This is a genomic window from Microbulbifer maximicatervae (SeqCode) (assembly GCF_052467065.1).
In genome coordinates, this window is sequence record NZ_CP174299.1 from 1,349,296 (window position 1) to 1,372,907 (window position 23,612).

General features: G+C 48.1%; 22 protein-coding genes and 1 other RNA gene. 17 read left to right on the forward strand and 6 right to left on the reverse strand.

Annotated elements, in window-relative coordinates:
- Positions 1-21 precede the first annotated feature (21 nt).
- The 4 genes from ACJJI1_RS05930 (at position 22) to ACJJI1_RS05945 (ending at position 1,466) form a co-directional block, all read left to right on the forward strand.
- Positions 22-264, forward strand: a complete 243-nt coding sequence (locus ACJJI1_RS05930) for a TIGR02449 family protein (RefSeq protein WP_444918431.1) — start codon at positions 22-24, stop codon at positions 262-264.
- Positions 264-593 carry a cell division protein ZapA gene (locus ACJJI1_RS05935; protein WP_444918432.1) on the forward strand — a complete coding sequence of 110 codons (330 nt, stop codon included), beginning with the start codon at positions 264-266 and terminating at the stop codon, positions 591-593. The genes ACJJI1_RS05930 and ACJJI1_RS05935 overlap by 1 nt, the downstream gene beginning before the upstream one ends.
- Before the next feature lie 85 nt (positions 594-678).
- Positions 679-859, forward strand: a non-coding RNA gene (ssrS, locus tag ACJJI1_RS05940) — 6S RNA.
- Between the two features lie 28 nt (positions 860-887).
- Complete coding sequence (locus ACJJI1_RS05945) at positions 888-1,466, forward strand: 5-formyltetrahydrofolate cyclo-ligase (RefSeq protein WP_444915310.1); 579 nt, start codon at positions 888-890, stop codon at positions 1,464-1,466.
- 93 nt (positions 1,467-1,559) lie between these two features.
- Here the strand turns inward: ACJJI1_RS05945 and ACJJI1_RS05950 are convergent, their stop codons facing one another.
- Both ACJJI1_RS05950 and ilvA read right to left on the reverse strand, forming a co-directional pair.
- Positions 1,560-1,697, reverse strand: coding sequence for a hypothetical protein (locus ACJJI1_RS05950; protein WP_192879435.1), 138 nt, complete (start codon positions 1,695-1,697; stop codon positions 1,560-1,562).
- 244 nt (positions 1,698-1,941) lie between these two features.
- Positions 1,942-3,456, reverse strand: coding sequence for a threonine ammonia-lyase, biosynthetic (ilvA, locus tag ACJJI1_RS05955; protein WP_413663607.1), 1,515 nt, complete (start codon positions 3,454-3,456; stop codon positions 1,942-1,944).
- 210 nt (positions 3,457-3,666) lie between these two features.
- On the opposite strand from ilvA, the gene rpiA reads away from it, so the two are divergent.
- The 3 genes from rpiA to ACJJI1_RS05970 all read left to right on the forward strand — a co-directional run bounded on the left by rpiA (position 3,667) and on the right by ACJJI1_RS05970 (position 5,673).
- Complete coding sequence (rpiA, locus tag ACJJI1_RS05960) at positions 3,667-4,338, forward strand: ribose-5-phosphate isomerase RpiA (protein WP_282930934.1); 672 nt, start codon at positions 3,667-3,669, stop codon at positions 4,336-4,338.
- A gap of 17 nt (positions 4,339-4,355) precedes the next feature.
- Complete coding sequence (locus ACJJI1_RS05965; RefSeq protein WP_282930933.1) at positions 4,356-4,982, forward strand: transglycosylase SLT domain-containing protein; 627 nt, start codon at positions 4,356-4,358, stop codon at positions 4,980-4,982.
- Positions 4,983-5,295: 313 nt separating this feature from the next.
- Positions 5,296-5,673, forward strand: coding sequence for a DUF4168 domain-containing protein (locus ACJJI1_RS05970; RefSeq protein ID WP_282930932.1), 378 nt, complete (start codon positions 5,296-5,298; stop codon positions 5,671-5,673).
- Positions 5,674-5,698: 25 nt separating this feature from the next.
- Here the strand turns inward: ACJJI1_RS05970 and ACJJI1_RS05975 are convergent, their stop codons facing one another.
- Positions 5,699-6,031, reverse strand: coding sequence for a helix-turn-helix domain-containing protein (locus ACJJI1_RS05975; protein WP_413663608.1), 333 nt, complete (start codon positions 6,029-6,031; stop codon positions 5,699-5,701).
- A gap of 364 nt (positions 6,032-6,395) precedes the next feature.
- Here ACJJI1_RS05975 and ACJJI1_RS05980 point away from each other — a divergent pair, with 364 nt between their 5' ends.
- Positions 6,396-7,430, forward strand: coding sequence for an AraC family transcriptional regulator (locus ACJJI1_RS05980; protein WP_282930930.1), 1,035 nt, complete (start codon positions 6,396-6,398; stop codon positions 7,428-7,430).
- A 93-nt stretch (positions 7,431-7,523) separates the two neighbouring features.
- Here ACJJI1_RS05980 and ACJJI1_RS05985 read toward each other — a convergent pair whose 3' ends face one another.
- A complete protein-coding gene (locus ACJJI1_RS05985; RefSeq protein WP_444958838.1) occupies positions 7,524-8,768 on the reverse strand; it encodes an OmpA family protein in 1,245 nt (414 codons plus the stop codon).
- 385 nt (positions 8,769-9,153) lie between these two features.
- Between ACJJI1_RS05985 and ACJJI1_RS05990 the strand changes: the two genes are divergently transcribed.
- The 4 genes from ACJJI1_RS05990 to ACJJI1_RS06005 all read left to right on the forward strand — a co-directional run bounded on the left by ACJJI1_RS05990 (position 9,154) and on the right by ACJJI1_RS06005 (position 15,033).
- Positions 9,154-10,362, forward strand: coding sequence for an acetyl-CoA C-acetyltransferase (locus tag ACJJI1_RS05990; RefSeq protein WP_444915307.1), 1,209 nt, complete (start codon positions 9,154-9,156; stop codon positions 10,360-10,362).
- Positions 10,363-10,372: 10 nt separating this feature from the next.
- Positions 10,373-12,529, forward strand: coding sequence for a 3-hydroxyacyl-CoA dehydrogenase NAD-binding domain-containing protein (locus ACJJI1_RS05995; RefSeq protein WP_444895849.1), 2,157 nt, complete (start codon positions 10,373-10,375; stop codon positions 12,527-12,529).
- Between the two features lie 105 nt (positions 12,530-12,634).
- The gene (locus ACJJI1_RS06000) at positions 12,635-13,783 is read left to right on the forward strand and encodes an acyl-CoA dehydrogenase family protein (protein ID WP_413663612.1); all 1,149 of its coding nucleotides are present in this window, start codon (positions 12,635-12,637) and stop codon (positions 13,781-13,783) included.
- 53 nt (positions 13,784-13,836) lie between these two features.
- Entirely contained in the window at positions 13,837-15,033 is a 1,197-nt protein-coding gene (locus ACJJI1_RS06005) for a CaiB/BaiF CoA transferase family protein (RefSeq protein WP_444958839.1), read from the forward strand.
- A 39-nt stretch (positions 15,034-15,072) separates the two neighbouring features.
- Here ACJJI1_RS06005 and ACJJI1_RS06010 read toward each other — a convergent pair whose 3' ends face one another.
- Positions 15,073-15,729, reverse strand: a complete 657-nt coding sequence (locus tag ACJJI1_RS06010; RefSeq protein WP_444958840.1) for a glycine-rich domain-containing protein — start codon at positions 15,727-15,729, stop codon at positions 15,073-15,075.
- Positions 15,730-16,104: 375 nt separating this feature from the next.
- Here ACJJI1_RS06010 and ACJJI1_RS06015 point away from each other — a divergent pair, with 375 nt between their 5' ends.
- The 4 genes from ACJJI1_RS06015 (at position 16,105) to ACJJI1_RS06030 (ending at position 20,818) form a co-directional block, all read left to right on the forward strand.
- Positions 16,105-17,664, forward strand: coding sequence for an ABC-F family ATP-binding cassette domain-containing protein (locus ACJJI1_RS06015; protein WP_444958841.1), 1,560 nt, complete (start codon positions 16,105-16,107; stop codon positions 17,662-17,664).
- Between the two features lie 32 nt (positions 17,665-17,696).
- Complete coding sequence (locus ACJJI1_RS06020; protein ID WP_444958842.1) at positions 17,697-19,223, forward strand: cryptochrome/photolyase family protein; 1,527 nt, start codon at positions 17,697-17,699, stop codon at positions 19,221-19,223.
- An 87-nt stretch (positions 19,224-19,310) separates the two neighbouring features.
- Complete coding sequence (locus tag ACJJI1_RS06025; RefSeq protein WP_444958843.1) at positions 19,311-19,901, forward strand: cysteine hydrolase family protein; 591 nt, start codon at positions 19,311-19,313, stop codon at positions 19,899-19,901.
- The gene (locus ACJJI1_RS06030; protein ID WP_444958844.1) at positions 19,898-20,818 is read left to right on the forward strand and encodes a DMT family transporter; all 921 of its coding nucleotides are present in this window, start codon (positions 19,898-19,900) and stop codon (positions 20,816-20,818) included. Before ACJJI1_RS06025 ends, ACJJI1_RS06030 begins: the two co-directional genes overlap by 4 nt.
- 75 nt (positions 20,819-20,893) lie before the next feature.
- On the opposite strand, the gene ACJJI1_RS06035 is transcribed toward ACJJI1_RS06030, so the two are convergent.
- Positions 20,894-21,310: a VOC family protein gene (locus tag ACJJI1_RS06035; RefSeq protein WP_282930918.1), complete on the reverse strand. Its 417-nt coding sequence runs from the start codon at positions 21,308-21,310 to the stop codon at positions 20,894-20,896.
- A gap of 502 nt (positions 21,311-21,812) precedes the next feature.
- Between ACJJI1_RS06035 and ACJJI1_RS06040 the strand changes: the two genes are divergently transcribed.
- Positions 21,813-23,420: an ABC-F family ATPase gene (locus ACJJI1_RS06040; protein WP_444895842.1), complete on the forward strand. Its 1,608-nt coding sequence runs from the start codon at positions 21,813-21,815 to the stop codon at positions 23,418-23,420.
- The last annotated feature ends 192 nt before the right edge of the window (positions 23,421-23,612 follow it).

Below are 23,612 nucleotides of genomic sequence, written 5' to 3' on the forward strand. Positions count from 1 at the left end.
CGGAATCCCTCGCAGTCTGTCGTGTTGCGAACTCAGACGTCGACCTCAAATGCAGGAAATATGGATAAGCTGCAAGCGCTAGAAAGCACCGTGGATTCACTCATTGCCCGCTGTCAACAATTGGCGGATGACAATCGTGAATTACGCCGGCAGGAAGCCGACTGGCTGCGTGAACGCCAGCGCCTGATAAAAAATAACGAGGCCGCCCGCTCGCGGGTAGAAGCTATGATTAACCGTCTTAAGGGGCTAACGCAAGATACCTGATGTCTGAAACCGCATCACCCTCCGAAACTGTAACTGTTTCTATTCTCGATAAAGAGTACCGTGTCGCCTGCGCGGAAAGCGAGCGCGCCGGACTACAGGCTTCGGCACACCTGCTACACGAACGCATGTCCCGTATCCGCGCAACAGGTACTGTCATCGGCTTAGAGCGTATCGCCGTAATGGCAGCGCTTAATATTGCCCACGAGCTTATCCAGGCGAAAGCTGAGCTCAGCTCCATTCCTCTGCAAGAGGAAATGTTGGAGCGACTTACTGATAAGGTGCAAAGTGCATTGGGCGAAATAGACTCGGAAGAAAAAATTCAGGAGTAAGGTGACAAGAAGCCACTTTCTGCTACCGGTCACTTCATTTAAATTTCTGGTTAACAGCCCCCCGCTCTACAAGTTATAATTGGTTCATACCCTGGGGTGTTGGCCAGCAGACTATGTCCTTGAGCCGATAATCTTACCCCGGTGGTTTCCAGCGGGTGCTGGTGAGCAAGTCCGCCTTGTAGCGGAAAGCCTTATGTACTCCGGATCCCACCACCTTGAACCTTACGGTTCAAGGCTCCGTCTACAGCCGCACACTCGGGGTACCCTATTTCTTCACGCTCTTCTCTTCCCACAATGACTGAAACCAAAACGCAACTGCGCCGCCGTATGCGCGCGGGGCGACGGGAACTCAGCGCCTATCAACAGCGTTTGCATGGCCGTGCAGCCATCACTCTCCTGAGCCGTATCCCACAAATGAATCGAGCAGTGCATGTCGGTATCTATTGGCCGACTGATGGCGAGCTGGATGTCCGCTACCTGCTGCAACGTTTTCCACAAAAACATTTTTATTTGCCACAGCTACCGGCAGAACCACACCCCCACCTCCGGTTCAGGCGTTGGCAAGGCGAACCCCTGGCTTTTCGCAATCGCTATCGCATTCCGGAGCCTGTGCGCACAACTTACCGCGCACCCAAGCTCCTGGATCTTGTTTTGGTTCCTCTGGTCGCCTTCGACCCCAGCGGAGCGCGCTTGGGTATGGGGGCCGGTTTCTACGATCGGACTTTTGAGCGCAAACAGTTATTACCAGGCACTGGACCACAACTTATCGGCGCGGCGCACCATCTACAATGTGTGGATAACCTGCCCACAGACAATTGGGATATTCCACTGGATATGGTGGTTACAGAGCAAAGGATTTACCGCTGCCGCTAAAAAGTGGGTAGTGGAGCACAAAAAAAGCCGGACACCTAAGTGTCCGGCTTTTTTTGTGTTTGCTCGTGGGCAGAGCGCCCCCCCGGCATCAGCCTAACGGGTAACCACTCCCTGTTGCAGAGCAGCCGGCGGTTCAGCTTCGGAAGAAAATACCTCAGATAAACCACTGGTACTCAACAGAACGCCCGCGACAAAGACAACCACAGCGATTGTCAGCGCATCGGCTTTCATTGGGACCATCCTGTACGATAATTTTGTTTTTATATGCGTTTCGCCCCGCTTATGACCAGAGCCACAGCAAAAGTTCCACGCGAATAGACAATACTCAAGAAGCGGCGTAATAGTAACCGTTTATTGGATATTTTATGAGTTTTTTGTCTCAAAATTAGACAAGCAAGTTCGACAAAACAGGATTTGCAGTCTATACACGTTTCGATAAATGAGACGTCTTTCTCAGGTATCGGGAAGCGATGGTTTAAGCGCCCAAAAATAACCGATAAGCCGGATTCTGTGTTTCATCCCAAAAACGAAATTGAAGCTGGTGTAATAGTGTCTGTAGTTCGTCCCTCGCTGCCGGCTCCACCTGCAATCCCACAAGAACACGCCCATAAGCTGCCCCGTGATTGCGATAGTGAAACAGCGTTATATTCCAACGCCCGGCGAGATGCTCGAGGAACTTGCGCAAGGCCCCCGGGCGCTCGGGAAATTCAAAGCGGTAAATGACTTCGTCGGGCAAGCCCGGCACTCTACCTCCCACTAAATGGCGAATATGCAGTTTCGCCATTTCGTTATCGGTAAGATCGGTAACCTGATAATCTTTGGACTCAAGCTGACTAACCAATTGGCTGCGGTCTTCCTCAGATACCACCTGCAGGCCCACAAAGATATGCGCTTCGTTATCACTGGCAAAACGATAGTTAAACTCAGTAATTGAGCGGTCCCCTAAATCCCGGCAGAACTGCAGGTAACTTCCCGGTTGCTCAGCAATTTTTACCGCGAGGACCGCCTCGCGCTTTTCACCGATCTCGGTGCGCTCGCTAATGTAGCGCAGGCGATCAAAATTAATATTGGCTCCACTGCACACTGTGGCGAAGGTGCCATTGCGATTGTCGTTTTGCTCCAGATATTTCTTCAGCCCCGCTAAACCGACGGCCCCGGCCGGCTCAGCGATAGAGCGTGTATCCTCGAATATATCCTTAATGGCCGCACAGATTTCATCGGTACTAACAGTGATAACCCCATCCACGGTTTCGCGCAGAACCCGGAAGGTCTCCTCACCGATTTGTGCAACGGCAACACCATCGGCAAACAAGCCCACCTCCGCTAGCCGAGCGCGCTCGCCGGCTTTCAGCGCGGCCTCCAGACAGGCAGCATCCTGCGGCTCTACACCGTACACTTTGGTTTCCGGACGTACATATTTGATATAGGCGGCCATACCCGCAGCTAAACCACCCCCTCCGACCGGAATAAACACCGCGTCCAGGTTACCCGAGTGCTGTCGCAGCATCTCCATAGCCACGGTGCCCTGGCCGGCGATTACATCGGGGTCATCGTAGGGGTGGATAAATACCAACCCCCGCTCTTCAACCAGCTCGCGAGCCCTCGCCGCCGCTTCATCAAAAGTATCCCCATGTAGCACGACTTCGGCACCGCGCATGCGCACAGCACTCACCTTAATTTGCGGGGTGGTTTTGGGCATCACTATAGTGGCGCGCACTCCCATTTGGGCAGCGCTCAGGGCAAGCCCCTGGGCATGGTTACCCGCCGATGCAGCAATCACTCCCCGGGCCCGCTCCTCGGCGGGCAACTGCAGGAGCTTGTTGTATGCCCCTCGAATCTTGAAGGAAAACACCGGCTGCAGATCTTCGCGCTTCAACAGAATCCGGTTGTTAAACCGATGGGAGAGTTGGCGCATTTGCTCCAATGGCGTCTCGGTAGCGACATCGTAAATACGTGCGTCTAAAATGCGCTTGATATAGGACTTGGGCATGACGTGTTTGACGGCCGTAGCGGTTAATTACTGTGCGCGACTCAGCGTAGACTAATAGCAGGGTTACAAAGGCCCTGTGTGAAGCGCAGCACCGGCATGACAGTCTAAGCCTTGAGAAGCACATTTGCCACAAAAAACAACCAGACGCGCTTTTTTTTATCGTCAGATACAAATTAAGGCGAAATAATTGCAAAGGAAACTATCCAGAGTATGACCCAGGATGAATTGAAACAGGCGACAGCTCGCGCCGCTATCGACTATATCGCCCCGCGCCTGGAGGACAATTCCATTGTCGGCGTAGGTACCGGTTCCACAGCTAACTTCTTTATCGATTATCTGGCGGAGATCAAAGGTACCTTTGACGGTACTGTGGCCAGTTCTGAAGCCTCCGCACAGCGACTCAAATCCCACGGCATTCCCGTTTATGAGCTTAATGCCGTCGACAGCATCCAGTTCTATGTGGATGGTGCCGATGAAGTGAATCCGGCCCTTGAAATGATCAAAGGTGGTGGTGCTGCATTGACTAGAGAAAAAATCGTGGCGGCCTGCTCTGAAGAATTTATCTGCATTGCCGATGAGAGCAAGTGGGTAAAAGTCCTGGGAGAGTTTCCCCTACCGGTTGAAGTTATCCCCATGGCACGCTCGCTGGTTGCCCGGGAGCTGGTTAAACTGGGCGGTGATCCGGTTTATCGTCAAGGTGTGATCACAGATAATGGCAATGCCATTCTCGATGTATACAATCTGCGTATCGAACACCCCACTGTCCTTGAAGAAACCATCAATAACATTACCGGTGTGGTGACCAACGGTATCTTTGCCAAGCGCTCCGCCGATATTTTACTGCTTGGCACCAGTGCCGGAGTGAAGACCATTACCGTTTAAACATGTCGTAAATAGTTATGCACAAAAAAAATAAAAAATGCGGACTGCTGGTTTTGCTCAGTGCTGTTGCACTGAGCAGCGGCTGTGCAACCGCACCTCCAAGTAATCTCGACAACGTCTGCTCTATTTTCCAGGAAAAAAAGAAGTGGTACGGCGAAGCAAAAGACGCGGAGGAAAAATGGGGCTCTCCAATTGCAGTGATGATGGCAATCATGCACCAGGAATCCCGTTTTGTGCATGATGCCAAGCCCCCGCGCACCAAGATCCTGGGCTTTATCCCCGGCCCGAGGCCTTCCGATGCCTACGGTTATCCCCAGGCTCTGGGGACCACTTGGCGCCACTACCAAAGGTCTTCCTTTAACTACGGTGCCGATCGGGATGATTTTGGCGACGCCATCGATTTTATCGGCTGGTATAACAACACCAGTGCACGCCAGTGCCAGATACGCGCCAATGACACCTACAGCCTTTACCTCGCCTACCACGAGGGGCACGGTGGTTTTAATCGGCGCACTTTCCAGAATAAAGCCTGGCTAAAGAATGTATCCCACAAGGTATCTGCCAGGGCGCAAAAATATCAGCAACAACTCAATAGCTGCGAACAGTCGCTGAAAAAACGCAAGAAATTTCTCTGGATTTTCTAGCTGATCACAACGACCGTTAGTCGCAAGGCCCACCTCGGTTTAAATCCGGTGCAGTTTTCCTGCATTATGAGCGGCGACAGCCGCTCGCTAAATTTTATGACCTCACAACCACTCCAGGAAAAATTCTCCTTGCTGGCGGAAAAAGGCGCTACAAGGCGCCAGAAACTGACTACGCTGAAGACTAATAGCTACCCGCTTTAGACTTGGTACAGGTCACTAAAGCTCCGCCACAAGCATAAATTTACAGCCCCAACGTGACGCTGGGTGCTCCCTCTGAGAAGCAAAAGCGTCCTTATACTTTTTGGAGTGCCCGATGAAGCTCTTTTTGAAATACCTGGCTGTATTGGCAATATCACTCAGCGTGCCGATGACCTTCGCACAACCTGCTACCAGCCAAACAACCGCCCCCAAAGCTTCGTTTAGCGAACCGCAGCTCAAGCAATTTGCCAACGCCTATCGCTCTATCGTGATGCTGAGTCGAGAATACGCTCCCAAACTGAAAGCGGCTGCCGATATCAAGGAAGCGGAAGCGATCAACAAAGAAGCACAGGGAAAAATGATCGCCGCAATTGAAAAAGCCGGCCTTTCCAAAACCAAATACCAGGAAATTGCCAACAGCATTAAATCGAATCCCGCCCTACTGGAGAAAGTGAACAAAATTCTTCAGCAAAGCCATGCGCCACAGCAGTAATCCAACTTTGTGAGTGGCGCTCTGATCAGCTCATTGCGTCACTCAAATCCAGCTTTACATCTAACACCTGGCAAATAATCGGCAAATTGGTTTTCACCCAATTCTTGTCAAAAGACCCCCAATCACGCAGCAGGTAGTAGCCGTCATTGTGGCGCACGCCCTCCTGAATGAACTCTACAACTGTGCCATGCCCCGGCAATCCTTTCGCAATAATGTCCTGCACCGTACGGCGAGGCCATCCAGTTGCCTCCTCCAAAGTAGGATTATTGGGACGCGGAATATGCTCGATCAGGTAAGCAATCAACATTCGCCGGCAGATGGTCGGGTTTAACAGACTTGCAACAGACGTCGGTGACATTTGACCAGTCCTTCACTAACGGAATTTTTCCTATTGTTGACGAATATGACTTACAGGTCGAGGAAATAGTGATTCACTATCGCTATCAAACTTTAAAAGAACTGTCAGTCCACAGAGGAACAAGCATAGAAAATTGTTGAGAGCAAAACTGGGATTTTCAGTCGTTAACGCAAAAAATACACATTAAAAGACAGAAATAGACAACTTTTATTCCATAAGCCCATCAAGTTCGAAACTGTCACCACTAATAAAAGCACAGGCAGTTGCATATAAATTAAGCAGAAGCCTGACTTTCTCTCTCTGTTTGCGCATAATCCATACCGTAATACAGCAGCAGACAGAAAATAATTGTGAGGCTGAAAGAGTGGACAATGAAAACCCCAAACTCCGCGAAGCGGGGCTAGGTATTCCCGCCGCTGCGGTAAAGGCCCATCTGGTTGGTGCACAAGCGACCGGACTGGATTGCCAACAACTACTCATCGATAGCGGAATCGCCCCCGCCCAGCTAGATGATCCCGATAGCCGCGTTGGCCGGGAGCAGATGGCCAACTTGTTACGCCTTGAGTGGGATTTTCTGAACGATGAGTCAGGAGGATTCCTGGCGCGCCCTTGGCTGCCGGGCACTTTTGCCATGATGGGGCACGCTTGTATCACCTGTCCCAACCTGCGCCGAGCTCTGCTTCGCTCCAGCCGCTTTATCAGCATGGTGAGTGACGACTTGCACATCAAGCTGGTCGAGGACGGTGAAGAAGCTCGACTGATCATTCACCACACCAATGAAAAAAAATTGCCCAACCAAATTTTCGTCGAATCTATCGCGGTAATCTGGTTGCGCTTTTTTAGCTGGCTGATCGACCGTACCATTTTATTAGAGCGCGTTCTTCTGGCGTTTCCCCCGCCCGACTACAACGAAGACTACAGCGATATGTTCCCTTGCAGGCACTACTTTAACCAAGGTGAAACCTGCCTGGTATTTAACACTCGCTATTTGCAAATGCCCCTGGTACGCGATGAGCAACAGCTGGCAGACTTCCTGTCCCGCGCCCCCGAGTGCCTGTTGACCCAATACAAATCCGACCACAGTTTCACCGGTCGTATTCGCCGTATGCTGCAACAGCAAAACAGTATCGAAAATCTGTCACTGGATGATGTCGCCGCACGTTTATACACATCTCCACAGACGCTGCGCCGCCGCCTCAAAGAGGAGGGCAACAGCTGGCAGGATATTAAAGACTCTGTTCGACGGGATATGGCGGTTTACCAGTTGAAGCAGCAGGAAACCGCTGTAGCTGAAATTGCCGAGCGCCTGGGCTTTTCCGAGCCCAGCGCTTTTAATCGCGCATTTAAAAAGTGGACAGGGCTAGCTCCCGGAGCTTACAGGGATAAATTCCGTAGTTAAGGCGGCACTAAAAATCCCGGTCAAAAGACCGGGATTTTTTATAAATGAAATCCACCTTGGAAAATATCCTTTAAAGGGATTCCCGTATCCCGGCTACTCCTGAGAGTTTGTCACTACCCGGATACTAACTCGCTCAACATTGAGGGCTTTTTGGTCCCTCTTCTCTGACATATCTTCCGCAACAGGCTTAGCTGAGCCCATTCCTGTTGCAGTGATACGGTTTGCCGCTATCCCCTTCTTCAATAAAAGCTCTTTCACTACATCCGCACGTTCTTGGGAAATTTCCTGCTCTGCAATTTCATTACCCTCACCTTTTACATGCCCTTCAATAGCAATGGTTAAGTTGGGGTTGTCCTGCATGATTTTTGCCAGAGCATCAATATCCTCAGCTGCAGGGTTGGTGATTTTTGCGGTTCCCTTTTCAAAGTTCACCCGCATGGGGAATTCCCGGTCCGGATTGTCTGAAAAACTCTTGAGATAATCACGTAAATTACTGGAAAAGTTATCGGGGCCCAGTTGCGCTTCCTCTTCCGCTTTTTCAAGGGGGGAATCCCCTACCGGCTGTGAAGCGGACTCCATAAAGCTCGCTTCCTGGGAGGTCATGGAAGGATTACTTTCTGAATTTTCCTTTTTTCCTTTCAACATACACATATTCAATGCGTAGAGAACCACAAGTACCAACAGCAAAGGAAAAAACCAGCTACTGAAACTCACCGGTTTACGTTTTTCTTCGGGCCCCTGAATTGCTGTAGCCCGAGGTTCCTGGGGTTTGGCGTGGCCATGGGTAACCAGAGCATCTCCCAACTTCCCAAAATCTGGAACGTCGATTGCTTGAAGAAGGTTATCCGGTATATACCCCTGTAAATGCTCCCGCTGCCCAATCAGGAATGAAGCCAAGTCGGAAACATCCATTTTTTGAGCTTTGGCCTGGCCTTGCATTAACGAAGTAACTATCGGTGCGGATACACTCAATAGATCTCCGCCCTCTTTCCCCAAATTATTCGCTGCAACTTCCAGGACCTCTTTTTTACGGCTGCTGAAAATTTTTTCCAGCATTTTCTCACCGATGTCTGTAATTGACTTCAACTTTTCTGGTGAGGAAATAGCGGTGGCGAATTTAGACAAATCCAGCACTTCACTTTCAGAAATTAAATTAAATAAATAACCCATTCCTGTTTTACTACTGGCCCTGTTCAACATACCAGCCAGTATGTAAGCAACGCCTGAACAGAGTGCAGCTTCACCTTGCCCTGCCGGCAAATTCAAAGCCTTTGTCAGCGCATCAATACCCCCGGAGCCCAATTGGCCGGTAGCCATATCCAAAACATTATCCGCCATAGCCAAACCTCGCTCACCACCTCAGGGACCGTCAAAGTACATTTATTTGTCCGGGGTCACCCGTGTGTTACCCATTCAAATTTTTCTCAGCTGCCCTGAATCACCCATTACCCTGCCTGACATGGAATTCCTCCAGTCGCAAAGATAATTTAAGTGCCAATTTACCGTGCCAAAATTTCAATAGATTTAGGCGCCTTACTTGAGTGTACGGCAGTACCTCCACATGGTTAGGTTAATTTGGAATAAATAGAAAGACATTTGACTAGGAATTTTTCGGTAGTACCTGGAAGCTGAGTCATCTTCCGTGGCAATTTTTATCATTGAACCCAAGCTGCACCGCACTATGGTAATAAGCGAAACCATAAAATAAAAAGAGGCTAAAACCGTGCCAACCGAAGCCTACATCTACGATGCTATCCGCACCCCGCGGGGCAGAGGCAAATCCAGCGGTGCCCTTCACGAAGTCAAACCTATCACCCTGCTTTCAGATCTCCTGAAAGAATTACAGACCCGCAATAGATTCGACACTGCCAAAGTGGACGATATCGTTATGGGCTGTGTTACACCGATCGGAGATCAGGGTGCCGATATCGCAAAAGTTGCAGCTTTAGCTGCCGATTGGGATTGGGATATCGGTGGCGTAACTCTGAATCGCTTCTGTGCCTCCGGTGCCGAAGCGGTCAATCTCGCCGCTACCAAAGTTCGCTCCGGGTGGGAGCATCTGGTAGTGGCCGGAGGTGTAGAGTCCATGTCGCGGGTGCCCATGGGCAGCGATGGCGGCGCCTGGGCGATGGACCCACGCACAGCAATAGATACTGGATTTGCACCCCAGGGCATTGGCGCGGACTTGATCGCTACACTCGGCGGATTTTCCCGCGAGGATGTGGATAACTTTGCGCTGGACTCTCAGCACAAGGCGGCAGCCGCCTGGAAGCGCGGTGCTTTCGAAAAATCTGTGATTCCCGTACGCGACCAAAATGGCCTGACCATTCTCGATCACGACCAGCTGGTGCGCCCAGATGCGTCCATAGAGGCCCTGGCACAACTCAAGCCGTCCTTTGCCGGGATGGGTGACCTGTGCTTCGACAGCATTGCCATATCCCGTTACCCACAGGTCGAATCAATCAACCATGTTCACACTGCGGGAAATTCCTCAGGCATCGTCGATGGCGCAGCCGCCCTGCTGATCGGCAGTGAACAGGCCGGGCGGGATCTGGGGCTCAGCCCCCGCGCCCGTATTGTCTCCGCTGCGGTAGTGGGCACTGAGCCTACTATCATGCTCACAGGCCCCGCGCCCGCCACTCGCAAAGCCCTGAAGGCCGCAGGCCTGACGGTGCAGGATATTGACCTCTTTGAGGTGAATGAAGCCTTCGCGGCAGTGGTGATGCGTTTCCAACACGAGTTAGACGTGGACCCACAAAAACTCAACGTTAACGGCGGCTCAATCGCTATGGGCCATCCCCTCGGCGCGACCGGTGCAATGCTGATCGGCACAGTACTGGATGAGCTGGAACAACGGCAACTTCGCTACGGCCTGGTCACACTATGTGTGGGCGGCGGTATGGGTGTAGCAACCATTATCGAAAGAGTTTAGGGGGCAGACTATGAAATCCATTCGCCTGGAAAAAGACGATCACAATATTGTCCACCTGATCATGGACAACCCCAATGCCTCAGCCAATGTGATGGACCGGGATTTTACCGAGTCACTGAGCGCAGCGGTTGAACAACTCAAGCAGCAAGAGTTTTCTGGAATTATTGTTCGCTCCACAAAAAATACCTTTTTTGCCGGCGGCGACCTCAAATCTTTATTTGCGGCAAAAATTGAAGAAGCTAAACCTTTCTTCGAATCCTGCGAATCAATGAAAGCCAACCTGCGCTGGCTGGAAACCCAGGGTAAACCGGTCGTTGCTGCGATTAATGGCACAGCTTTGGGCGGTGGCTGGGAAATCGCCCTCAGCTGCCATCAGCGTATTGTTATCGATAGCACCGCAATAAAACTGGGATTGCCTGAAGTCACATTAGGCTTACTACCTGGTGGTGGCGGCTGTGTACGTATGCCCCGCCTTTTAGGCATCCAGGAGTCTCTACCCTACTTACTGGAAGGAAAACAGGTGAGGCCGCAACAGGCTCTCAAAGCCGGTCTGGTACATCAGCTCGTTACCAGTGAAAGTGAATTACTAGAGAAGGCTGTCTCTTATATTCGAGAGAATAGTGAGCAACCTGTTGCTCAGCCCTGGGATCAACCGGATTACCGGATGCCGGGAGGGGACGCAAAGAACCCTAAAAATGCGCAGTTACTGATGATCGCCCCAGCAATGCTGGAGAAAAAAACCAAGGGATGTCTGCCGGCCCCAGAGTCGATAATGGCAACCGTCGTCGAAGGGTCAAGGGTCGACTTCGAAACTGCTACGCGAATTGAATCCCGACATTTTGTAGGCCTCGCTTGCGGGCAGGTTGCCAAAAACATGATCGGTACTTTCTGGTTTGCACTCAACGAAGTCAAAGCCGGAGCATCGCTGCCCGCCGCCGCCCGCGATCATAAAACGTCGCCCATGCAAAAAATTGGCATACTCGGCGCCGGCATGATGGGCTCAGCCATTGCCTACGCCTGTGCCAGTAAAGGTGTTGATGTCGTATTAAAAGATGTATCCATGGAAGGTGCCTTAGCCGGCAAACAATATGCAGAGAAATCCCTGCAAAAACGCTTACAGCGGGGTCGCATTACCGAGGACAAGGTCAATCAGATCCTCTCCCGTATCACGCCCACAGACAGCAATACCGACCTGGCTGATTGTGAGTTGGTGATAGAAGCAGTTTTCGAAGACCGGGAACTCAAGTGTAAAGTTACCCAGGAAGCCGAAGCACAGCTGCCGAAAAATGCAGTATTTGCCTCCAACACTTCGACACTGCCGATCACTGGGCTCGCTCAAGCTTCCGACCGTCCCCAGCAATTTATCGGTCTACATTTCTTCTCCCCTGCCGACAAGATGCCACTGGTGGAAATTATCTGTGGGGAGCAAACCAGTGATGAGACTCTCGCCCAAGCCTTCGCCTTTGTATTGCAGATTGGCAAGACTCCTATCGTTGTTAACGACAGCCGTGGCTTCTTCACCTCAAGGGTATTCGGCTGCTTTACCAATGAAGGTATCGGCATGCTCAGCGAAGGGGTTAATCCCGCCACCATTGAAAATGCCGCAGCCCTAGCTGGCTTCCCAGTCGGCCCTCTAGCTGTTAGTGACGAGGTCTCCCTAACGCTGATGAGCCGGATACGCCAGCAGACCATCAACGACCTGCAAAAAGAGGGTAAACCCGCCCCCACGCATCCCGCCGACGGAGTGATCGACCGAATGCTTGAAGTGGGTCGCGCTGGTAAGGCCGCAGGTGGCGGCTTCTATACTTACCCTGAGGGCGGGAAAAAGCACTTATGGAGTGGCCTTGAGAAGGAGTTTCCCGCCAAAGAGGCACTGCCGATAGAAGATGTGAAGGAACGGCTGCTGTTTATTATGGCTCTGGAGACACTTCGCTGTTATCAAGAGGATGTGCTACGCAGCGTACGAGATGCAAATATTGGCTCTATCTTCGGTATCGGCTTCCCACCCTGGACCGGTGGTGCATTGCAATACATCAGCCAGTTTGGCCTGAAAGCGTTTACCCAACGCGCCCAGCAACTGGCTGATGCCTATGGGGATCGATTTGCCCCGCCAGCAATTTTGCTGGATCTGGCAGAGTCAGGAAAAGCTCTGGCGGACAACCCTTAACCCAGGGGTTTGAGCGATGTAAACAGGCTTTTAAAATCTCGCTGTTTACATCGCCAATCAAAACACTGGTTCAATTTTTCAGTAATAAAATGCGGTGGTGTAAGGATGGTACCAAGAACTGTTTACAACGAAGATCACGAACAGTTTCGAGAAACTTTACGTAAATTTTTAGAAAATGAAGCTGTACCCTACCACCATCAGTGGGAAAAAGATGGTCAGGTAGATCGTAAACTGTGGAATAAAGCTGGAGAAATGGGCTTTCTGTGTCCACAAGTTGATGAAAAGTATGGTGGCTTGGGGCTGGACTATGGCTACAACTCCATTATTGATGAGGAGGTAGCCCGAGCGGGACTTTCCGGTATTGGCTGGGGCCTGCACTCTAATATTGCAGTGCCCTACATTATTAATTACGGCACGGAAGAACAGAAGAAAAAGTACCTACCCAAATGCATTAGTGGTGAGATGATCACCGCTATCGCCATGTCCGAACCTGGTGCCGGATCGGATCTACAAGGCGTGAGAACCACAGCGGTGCGCAAAGGGGATCACTATCTGCTCAATGGTTCCAAGATTTTTATTACCAATGGACAGCAGGCAGACCTGGTTATTGTCGTGGCCAAAACCGACCCTCACGAGGGGGCCTCTGGGGTCAGTTTGCTGCTTGTGGAAGCAGATAGCCCTGGATTCAAGAGAGGCAGTAACCTAGAAAAAATAGGCATGAAGGCCCAAGATACTTCAGAGCTGTTCTTTGATGATGTCAAAGTCCCTGCGGAAAACCTTCTCGGTGGAGAGGGACAGGGATTTATTTATTTAATGCAGGAATTGCCTCAAGAACGTTTAAGTGTGGCAATTTATGCAATAGCTAATGCAGAAGCAGCCCTGCAATGGACGATTGATTACGTACGGGATCGCAAGGCTTTCGGCAAACCCATCTCTGCCTTCCAAAATACACAATTCAAGCTGGCTGAGCTGGATAGTGAGTTAACCGCTCTTCGGGTATTTATCGATCGCTGCTTGGAGCTTCACTATAAAAAAGAACTCGACGTTGCAACTGCAGCGAAAGCCAAGTTATTGAGTACAGATTTCCAATGCAAACTTTTGGATGAATGTGTTCAGTTACATGGCGGCTATGGCTATATGTGGGAATACCCCATCGCCCGGTCTTGGGCCGATGCTCGTGTAGCACGTATTTATGCCGGAACCAATGAAATTATGAAATTAATTATTTCCCGAGACCTCCTGCGCGATGACTAAATTAAAGTGCTAGATTGAAACTTCTGTTCTCAATTAAAATAATGAAATAAAAAGTGAAACAGCTAACGAAGAATCACTGCGCCCCTCTTGAGGGGCTAAAAGTACTCGACTTTTCTACCCTACTTCCCGGTCCCTATGCCACTATGATATTGGCGGACTTAGGCGCAGAAGTACTAAGAATCGAGTCTCCCACACGGCCAGACTTACTACGGAGCTTTCCCCCTTTAGTCGATGACACGGCTTCCCTATCCGCCGCCCACGCAACCATTAACCGCAACAAACGCTCCCTGGCGATCGATTTAAAAAATCCAAAGGCGCAAGCGGTGATTCACCGGTTGCTTCAGCAATACGATATTGTGATCGAGCAATTCCGCCCCGGAGTGATGGATAGGCTGGGCCTTGGCCACCAAAGCTTAAGCCAACAGCGCGCAGACATTATTTACTGCTCGATTACCGGATATGGCCAAACTGGACCATTAAAGCAACGTGCTGGGCACGATATCAATTATCTCGCACTATCTGGCCTGGCCAGCTATTCCGGCAACCGTGACCATGGCCCCTGCCTGAGCGGCACACAGATAGCAGACATCGCCGGCGGTTCACACCATGCGGTTATGTCGATACTGGCTGCGGTATATCATCGCCAGAGAACTGGTGAAGGCAGTTATATCGATATCAGTATGACGGACTGTAGTTTCGCGTTAAACGCAATTAGTGGGGCCAATGCACTGGCTTTAAATACCGATCCCAAGCTGGAATCCGAGCTGCTAAACGGTGGAAGTTATTATGATTACTATCGCACGGCAGATAACCGCTATCTTTCTGTGGGAAGTTTAGAGCCACAATTTGCTGAGCAATTTTTTACAAAGATAGGTCGAAAGGAGTGGCTGACTCGCATTGTCCAAGACGGGCAACAAGAAACACTTAAGAAAGATATTGCAGAAATTATTGCCACAAAAAGCCAGAAAGAATGGATTGATATATTTCAGGATATTGATGCGTGTATTGAACCCGTACTTAATTTTACAGAAGCTGCTGATAGCGATCTTATCCAATCCAGAGATATGATCTGTTCTGTGAATGGAGACATTAAACAGATCAACACACCCTTTAGATTTAACGGCCAAAAGCCCCACTTATTTAACCGAGGGGCAGCTCTGGGAGAGCACAATCACGCTGTGCTGGGTGAGCTCGGCTTTAGCGCTGAAGAAATTGAAGAGCTTTGCGAAGTTCAGGGTGTCACTCATTAATCACGTTGAACAGGGTTGCTAGAGCAGTGATAGCTGCCTCTAGCTGCCACCCCCGCCACAGCCCCCACCACAACTGCTTCCAGAATCTGAAGAGGAGCCGCCACCCCAAACTCCAGAGAAGGCACTGCCGGAAGTTCCGCCTTGACAGCTCGCGGCACAACCAATATGACTGGCACAGTGATCCGCAGCGGGACTATTTCTCGATCGACAGTTTAGCGAATAATGAAATCCATCTTTAATCCCCAACTTTTTATCAATTGAGAAAATCAGAGGTAACGATTTTGGCTTGGAAGGACTTATACCACTACGAACACAAGCAATTCGCCACACTCTCTTAATCCCCTCACTAGCTGCATCCTTATCTGGCATAACTTTATTGGGTGTGTGGTGCAGAAAGTGTCCAAAAGATTTATTACAAAAATTTCGATACATCTGTGTGCTTAATATAAATTCATGCCAAGCGACATCAAGCACTTGAGATGGCATAGCCACCATTTGTCTACCAGCCGTTTGACAGATAATAAAATATTCCCTCAACCCATCGAGTACCATACCCAGCTGCTTGTCGCTGAGATGGGGGTATTTTTTCTTCACTCTTTGTTTGAGAGACGGATGGAATTGATAGTCTCTTAAAAAACGTTCCCGCTGTGACTTTCGGTAAAAGAAAAAAGCATAGTACTTACGATCAATAGACAAATTACTATAAAACCTTCAAATACCATAGTAACCCCTGCTTTTTAAGACTTATTGCTCTAAATCAAGTCGTAAAAATGCTTTATCTCAATGTAATATCAATAACACTCTTATACCACTCTATTTTAGGAGCTGAGAGTACCAAATGAGCGCTTATAAGTTAGGACTTGAAGTATTTTTGAATTTTTATTAACCTAACACTTAACAACTTTTCTTTTTGGAGCTATCTACGCCAATGAATTAAGCCTTGCACACACTGGAGATAAACCGGTTTCTTAAGAGGCCATCAATTCCCGTGCAAGTGGCGTACTCCATTCTCTACAACTTTCTCTCAAGATCATGGTATTGCGCCACCCATTCCGACTACCGGAGGGTGACATGCAGAGCATTTGTTCTATAAAAAATCTTTACTTAAACGTCCCTGAGAAATCTCTATTTAAAGGGATCCATCTTGACTTCCCTTCGGGATTTACTGGCTTAGTGGGAAATAATGGCAGTGGAAAATCGACTTTTTTAGAGGCTTTGATTGGGAAACTAAAGCCTGAACAGGGAAGTATTACTTGGTATACGGACTACCTTAAAGTGGATCAAGTGAGCAGCAATTCCAACAAGAGAATTGTAGATATATTCGACCCTACAGGCCTCTATGACTGTTTTTCACGTATTGAATCTGGCAATCAGAGTGAGGAAGATCTGATACGCGTCTCAGATTCATGGGAACTACCTACAATTTGGCAACAGCATTTATACAGCGCCGGAATAAATCTCACGTTAGACACTCCTATCGGCAATCTTAGCGGCGGTGAAAGAGTCCGACTGGCTTTAATCAATGCCTTTTCTCATAAAAACTACTATCTGCTACTGGATGAGCCTAGTAATCACCTAGATTCAGACGGTAGAAAATGGTTACAGCAGAAAATTAGAAACCATTCTGCCGGAATCCTAATGGTCAGTCATGATCGAAGTTTACTCCAACTAGCTGACACGATAGTGGAACTAGATTCAGGAAAACTACGCACATATGGCGGTAACTATTCACACTATAAGAAAGAAAAGGAGATACAGAGACAGTCTGCAGAAAAGAAAATTGAAAGTACCAAAAAGAATATGAAAAGCCTAAACAAACTAAAGCAAAGATCTGCTGAAAAAACTACAACCAGAAAAAACCAGGGTAAGAAATTAAAAGGTTCCCAATGTAAATCGCTACTAGATGCGAAAAAAGATCGTGCAGGGCAAAGTTTAGGCAAGCTGACTAGAAACCTTGATCGTCAGCACCATAAGTTAAAGCTAGATTTAGAAAGTTGCCAAAAGGACTATAAGAGTCATAAGCTCCCAAATATGCAACTTAGCAAAACAGGGCTAACGGGTGGTATTCGTCTGCATGTTGAGGATCTCAAACTTCCCTACGGTATTCAGAGTGATCCCATTTCACTTACCATGCACAGTGGCGATCGCTGGCATATTTGTGGCGCCAATGGTAGCGGAAAGACAACGCTACTAAAAATCATTGCTGGTCGAGTTAAACCTCGCAGCGGTTTGTGTAAAACTTTTGGCAGCTGTTTTTATCTGGATCAGAACCTAAGTCAACTAAATGGAAATCTATCTGCCTTGGAAACTTTATCCCGCCTGCACCCTGATAAAGATACCAACTTCTGGCGCACAGCCCTAGCCACAATGAATATTCGAGGTGATTCTGCACTTCGCTCTACCAATACTTTAAGTGGAGGGGAGCGACTAAAGGTTGCTTTACTTGCCGCTACTCGTGGCACTGAGGCACCAGACCTGCTACTACTGGACGAACCGGACAATCACTTGGATCTGGAGTCGCGTATAGCGCTGGAAACTGCGCTGGTAGAATACCCTGGAACATTTTTATTGATCTCCCATGACTCTTCTTTTGTAGAAAATGTGGGAGTGAATAGAAGGGTCTATCTATAGGCATATTAAGACCTAAATAAAGGAAGTGAGATGTGAAAACGCTGCGCTTGCTATTAGGAGATCAATTGAACCAAAAACACTCCTGGTTTAGAGGTAACCAGGAGGATAAGATTTACTTTATGGCTGAAATGCGCCAAGAGACCGATTACGTTGTTCACCACATCCAAAAAATCGTTGCCTTTTTTGAAGCTATGCAGATTTTCTCAGAGTGGCTTAAAAATAGGGGCTGCGATGTCATCTACTATCGAATAGACGATAAAAACAACAAACAAAACCTTACAAAAAATATCGAAGATATTATTAGAAAACACAAAATTGAAAAATTTGAGTACCAACTTCCCGATGAGTACCGACTAGATCAGCAACTATTACAACTAGAGAAGAGACTATCAATAGAGTTTCAAGCCTACGACACTGAGCACTTTTTGACCACCCGAAAAGAGCTGGCAGACTTCTTCCAGGGGAAAAAATCACTACTTATGGAAAGCTTCTACCACTATATGCGGAAGAAGCATGACATTCTGATGAACAATGGAAAACCTGAAGGAGGAAAGTGGAATTTCGACCAAAGCAATAGAAATAAATGGAATGGAAAACTGGGCAAACCCAAGCAGGGAAAAATAACAAGTAATGTCACTTCAACTTTATCCCGTATAAAAAAGTCTGGAGTTAAGAGTATTGGAGAGATTGATCCAGAGAATTTTATATGGCCAACCAGCAGGGAGGATTCTATAAAACTACTTCGTCATTTTTGTAAAAATCTACTTGCTCATTTTGGCGATTTTCAGGACGCAATGGATCCAGATGAAGCCTTTCTTTATCACAGCCGAATTAGCTTCTCCCTAAATAGTAAACTCATATCTCCAAAGGAGGTTATCGATACAGCGATAAAATCTTGGGAAGATGGAAAAATTTCAATAGGACTTAACCAGATTGAAGGTTTTGTACGCCAAATATTGGGCTGGCGAGAATATATGCGCGGTGTCTACTGGATGTCTATGCCCAGTTATGAGCATCAGAATAAGTTGAAGAATAAAAATAATTTGCCAGATTTTTTCTGGGATGCCAAAACGTCCATGAACTGCCTTCACAACACCATCAGGAATAGCTTGGAAAATGCCTATGCTCACCATATCCAAAGGCTTATGATTACCGGTAATTTTGCGCTATTAACACAAACTGACCCTGACCAGGTGGAAAGTTGGTATCTCGGTATTTACATAGATGCTATTCAGTGGGTTGAAATGCCTAACACCCGGGGAATGAGCCAGTTCGCCGATGGTGGATTGGTTGCAACAAAGCCCTATATTAGTAGTGGCTCCTATATCAACAAAATGAGTAACTATTGCAGCGACTGTATTTATGACGTCAAACAACGAACTGGAGAGAAGGCCTGCCCATTTAACAGTCTCTACTGGAATTTCTTAATTGAAAAAAGAAAAATGCTAGAGGGCAATCATAGAATGACAATGATGTTCAGCCTTTTGGATAAGCTTGAGAAGAGTGAAGTGACAGCAATAAAAAAAAGGGCAAAGCAATTTATGACAAAGAAATCGTAATCTCTATATAAATCATAAAATCCTTTATCGAAGGCTTCCTTAATCATTACTAAACTGAGCCAATACTCGCCTCAATAGACTCTGGTCATGAAGACTGCAATCATTACCCTCGATTTTATCAACGATATTTGTCATCCAAAGGGACAAATATCAGCAGCGGCCCCAAGAGTCCATAAGAATAGAGTTATTGAGAACACCAATAAACTCCTTACGTGGGGAAGAGCACGACGTCATCTTATTTGCCATATCAGGGTCGCTTTTTCCACCGACTACAGGGAATCTTCCTCTAACTCTCCCCTCTTCAGCTATATCAAAGATATAGGCGCCCTCCGTCAGAAAAGCTGGGGCACTGCTTTTGTTGATGAACTCAATATTACTGATAGCGATATATCTATTTATAAGAGGCGTGTCAGTGGCTTCTATGGGACCGAACTCCCAGTACTTATTGCTAGTAACAATATAGAAAGGATTGTTCTCTGTGGGGTATCAACACAAAATACAGTCGAACTGACAGCCAGGGAAGCTCACGATAGAGACTTTTCAGTACTCATTGCCTCAGATGCCTGTGAATCTGACACGGAATACAATAAACAGAATAGCCTGAACTTCCTCACTAAGATAGGCAGTGTAAAAACTGTCGATGAGATTATTGCTAGTGAAGGTGCTAGTAAATTATGAATACCCGCATTTCCAATAGAGAATTTGCCCTCAGTGTCATTACCGCAATTCTGGCGGCCAGCTGTATGTCGCTAACCGGGCTATTTGGTAAAGAACTAACTACTTTTAGCTCCTTATCCCTGGTGGTCTTTATTCGTTTCTTTGCCCCATTTTTACTCCTAACCTGGATTTGCCTCGTTGTTTTTGATGAAAACCCTGTGACTCATCGAATAGACAGGATTGATGGTGCAAGGGCGTTATTCACTTGTCTCGCTCAGTATTGCCTGTTTTATTATTTGTCCAAAGGCTCTCTACTTGTCGCCGCCCTTCTATTTTCAACGTCAGGATTATTTCTCCCTTTTATTACCCGGTTTGCCAAAAAGGATCCGATAAAAAAGAAGACATTAGCAGCCTGTATAATCAGCTTTATCGGCGTTGCTTTTATATTGAAGCCAACTGCTGGCTTTGATAGCTATATGATAGTGGGCCTGCTATCGGGCTTCTTTGGAGCTTGTTCACAGTTTGTAATGCACCATTCTTCAAAGAAGCAAAATACGATATCTTCAACCACCAAGATGTTCGGCCTATCCAGCCTCTATATGCTTGCCATTTTATTGATTGAAGGAAATCTTGGGGAGCTTACGAAAGTCGCGGTATCTCTATCGGAATCGGTAAGTTTTGTGATTGTGATTATTGCTTTTAGCCTGGCGACAATCAGTAATCAATCCTTGCGCACTAAAGCCTATCGTCGGGTAAACAGACCTGCCAGCCTATCTCCCTATTTATATACAAGCCTGATTTTCTCCGGCATATTGGATTGGTTTGTTTATAGCACACTCCCAACCTGGAATACTTATGCCGGCAGCTTACTGATAGTTATCGGAGGTATTATTCAGGCGATCAGAACTCAACCCCAGATTAAGGCATCTCATTCTTAGCAAGGATAAGCGAGGACAGGGAATAGCCGGAGAAACCCAGCCCCACAGATTCAATTATCTGCAGGGCCCAGACGATTACTTGAACATCAGTTCAGGATTAACCATCGTTTTCATTTCCAGAACGTTGCCATTTGGATCTTCGATAAAGAAAGTTTCCTGTTCGTATTCATTGCCGACAAAGCGACGGTAGGGCTTGTCCAGGTATTCCAGCCCGGCAGCTTCGATACGGCCTTTTAGTGCCTGAAACTCATCTTCCGGCAGGTGAATGCCAAAATGAGGAACAGCCACTTCTCCCATATCCACCTTGTGGCGAACATTGGGGAGCTTCTCCTCACTCTGGTGCAGGGTGAGTTCGTTACCCCAAAAGTCGATATCTACCCAGCGACCTTCTTCACTGTTGCCGGTCTTGCAGCCTAAGACATCGCAATAGAATTTCTTGGCGGTTTCCAGATCCCCTGCCGGAATCGCAAGGTGCAAACAATTCGATTTCATATAGCCTCCAGCCTTTGCTAGCTCCTCATAGAGATCAAAAATTGATTGACTGACATCTGTTAGTCATTAGCCCTTCAACCCTCCCCCCTGACAGCATTAACATTTACTTTGCCGTCGGAGCCACCCAAAGGATACAAATAAGATCAAGTGATCCCGTTAATTATTTAAATAAAAGTGGCCGCTTTACGCGCTGGCAACTTACACCGGGAATATTCCTAATATTAGGGCCCATAGCTTTAGCTAAAGAGCCCGAACTCAGGGAGTATACAGATGCATATCATCGCACCCCACCCCGAAATGGAATATCCTCCTAGCCTAGGAGTATACTTTAACATATATATTTCAAACTCTAATATCGAACCCGCGGAGAAACTGCTTAGTTATTGAACGTACTCCTCGACACTTCAGCGCCAAATCCTTATAGTGCGGCCCCCACATCACGCCTCCTATTTTGGCGAAACTGGCTTACCAGAGCCCATTTGTAATCCTCAGGAATACGCTCTTGATCTCCACCGCGAATATCACCATGCAGTTTGGTGCCCAACCACTGTTTGAAAACATTTCTGTAAAGTTCGGCAATGGCAACCGATATGGCCTTATCGGGGCCAATGGATGTGGAAAGTCAACCTTTATGAAGATCCTGAGTGGTGCCTTGGCGCCCTCTGCCGGCAACGTATCCATTGAGCCTGGATGTACCTTGGGTACTTTGAGCCAAGACCAGTTTGCATTTGAAGAGTACACCGTCGTCGATGCGGTCATCATGGGAGATGTCCGCCTATGGGAAATTAAACAGGAACGTGACCGCATATACTCGCTACCGGAAATGAGCGAAGAAGACGGCATGCGCGTAGCCGAGCTTGAAGTCCAATTTGCTGAGCTGGATGGCTATAGTGCAGAGAGCCGTGCGGGAGAAATCCTGCTTGAAGCTGGCATCGACGAATCCCTGCATTTTGGCCTGATGAAACAGGTAGCTCCCGGCTGGAAATTGCGTGTATTACTCGCCCAAGCGCTATTTGCCGACCCGGATATTTTATTGTTGGATGAGCCGACCAATAACCTGGACATCCACACCATCAAGTGGTTGGCAGATGTACTGAATCAACGCAAAAGCACAATGGTCATCATTTCCCACGATCGCCACTTCCTGAACTCTGTCTGCACCCATATGGCCGACATAGATTATGGTGAATTGCGGGTTTTCCCTGGCAATTATGAGGACTTTGTTGCGGCCTCTACGCTAATACAAGAACAACTTCACGCAGAGAATGCCAAGAAAAGTGCCGAACTGGACGAGCTACAGAGCTTTGTGAACCGCTTTTCTGCCAATGCATCCAAAGCCAAGCAAGCCAGCTCCCGCGCGAAGAAGATGGAAAAAATCAAGCTGGACGAAATCAAACCCTCCAGTCGGGTCAGCCCTTATATTACGTTTAACCAGTGTAAAAAATTGCACCGTCAGGCGCTGACTCTTGAGGGGCTTACCCATGGTTTTGACAGTGAAACGCTATTTCAAGGTGGCGAAATGCTGCTGGAAGCCGGTGCGCGCCTGGCAATTATCGGTGAGAACGGCGTTGGTAAAACAACCTTCCTGCGCTGTCTTGTCAATGAGATCCAAGCAAACAGCGGAGTCGTCAAGTGGTCAGAAAATGCCGCTATCGGCTACTGCCCGCAAGACAGCAGTACAGATTTTGATGGTGACCTGACAATATTTGAGTGGATGTCCCAGTGGCGCACCCCCAAGCACGATGATCTGGCCGTGCGAGGTATTCTGGGCCGACTATTATTTACCGCAGATGATGCCAATAAAAAGGCAAAGGTCTGCTCTGGCGGCGAGAAAAATCGCCTGCTGTTTGGCAAGCTAATGATGATGGACACCAATGTGCTCATCATGGATGAGCCAACCAACCACTTGGACATGGAAGCCATCGAAGCCCTAAACAAGGCACTGGAGAAATATGAGGGCACACTTATTTTTGTGAGTCACGATCGTCAGTTTGTCTCATCCCTGGCAACCCGAGTTATTGAAATCAAAGACCAAGCACTGATCGATTTTCAAGGCACTTACGAGGAATACCTGGCGCACCAGTCAGGTACAGAACAGCAGGTAGCCTGACTCCAAACTCGAATCGGAAAAGGCATATTGGGGCGATAACAATACTCGCCCCAGGTCTCAAAAGCTGCAAAGTGTAACCAATCACCACCAGATAATACGGGGCTCGGTAGGCATTACCTGCGTCCCCCTAAAGTCGCCCCCCGCTACTGCAATCCATCCAGATTCCTTCCTGGGCCAATTTCCTACGAACTA

Bases quoted from the DNA above. Each gene is read 5' to 3' on its own strand.
- ACJJI1_RS05935 (WP_444918432.1), top strand. From the start codon at position 264: ATGTCTGAAACCGCATCACCCTCCGAAACTGTAACTGTTTCTATTCTC.
- ACJJI1_RS05945 (WP_444915310.1), top strand. From the start codon at position 888: ATGACTGAAACCAAAACGCAACTGCGCCGCCGTATGCGCGCGGGGCGA.
- ACJJI1_RS05950 (WP_192879435.1), bottom strand. From the start codon at position 1,697: ATGAAAGCCGATGCGCTGACAATCGCTGTGGTTGTCTTTGTCGCGGGC.
- ilvA (WP_413663607.1), bottom strand. From the start codon at position 3,456: ATGCCCAAGTCCTATATCAAGCGCATTTTAGACGCACGTATTTACGAT.
- rpiA (WP_282930934.1), top strand. From the start codon at position 3,667: ATGACCCAGGATGAATTGAAACAGGCGACAGCTCGCGCCGCTATCGAC.
- ACJJI1_RS05965 (WP_282930933.1), top strand. From the start codon at position 4,356: ATGCACAAAAAAAATAAAAAATGCGGACTGCTGGTTTTGCTCAGTGCT.
- ACJJI1_RS05970 (WP_282930932.1), top strand. From the start codon at position 5,296: ATGAAGCTCTTTTTGAAATACCTGGCTGTATTGGCAATATCACTCAGC.
- ACJJI1_RS05975 (WP_413663608.1), bottom strand. From the start codon at position 6,031: ATGTCACCGACGTCTGTTGCAAGTCTGTTAAACCCGACCATCTGCCGG.
- ACJJI1_RS05985 (WP_444958838.1), bottom strand. From the start codon at position 8,768: ATGGCGGATAATGTTTTGGATATGGCTACCGGCCAATTGGGCTCCGGG.
- ACJJI1_RS05995 (WP_444895849.1), top strand. From the start codon at position 10,373: ATGAAATCCATTCGCCTGGAAAAAGACGATCACAATATTGTCCACCTG.
- ACJJI1_RS06000 (WP_413663612.1), top strand. From the start codon at position 12,635: ATGGTACCAAGAACTGTTTACAACGAAGATCACGAACAGTTTCGAGAA.
- ACJJI1_RS06015 (WP_444958841.1), top strand. From the start codon at position 16,105: ATGCAGAGCATTTGTTCTATAAAAAATCTTTACTTAAACGTCCCTGAG.
- ACJJI1_RS06025 (WP_444958843.1), top strand. From the start codon at position 19,311: ATGAAGACTGCAATCATTACCCTCGATTTTATCAACGATATTTGTCAT.
- ACJJI1_RS06030 (WP_444958844.1), top strand. From the start codon at position 19,898: ATGAATACCCGCATTTCCAATAGAGAATTTGCCCTCAGTGTCATTACC.
- ACJJI1_RS06035 (WP_282930918.1), bottom strand. From the start codon at position 21,310: ATGAAATCGAATTGTTTGCACCTTGCGATTCCGGCAGGGGATCTGGAA.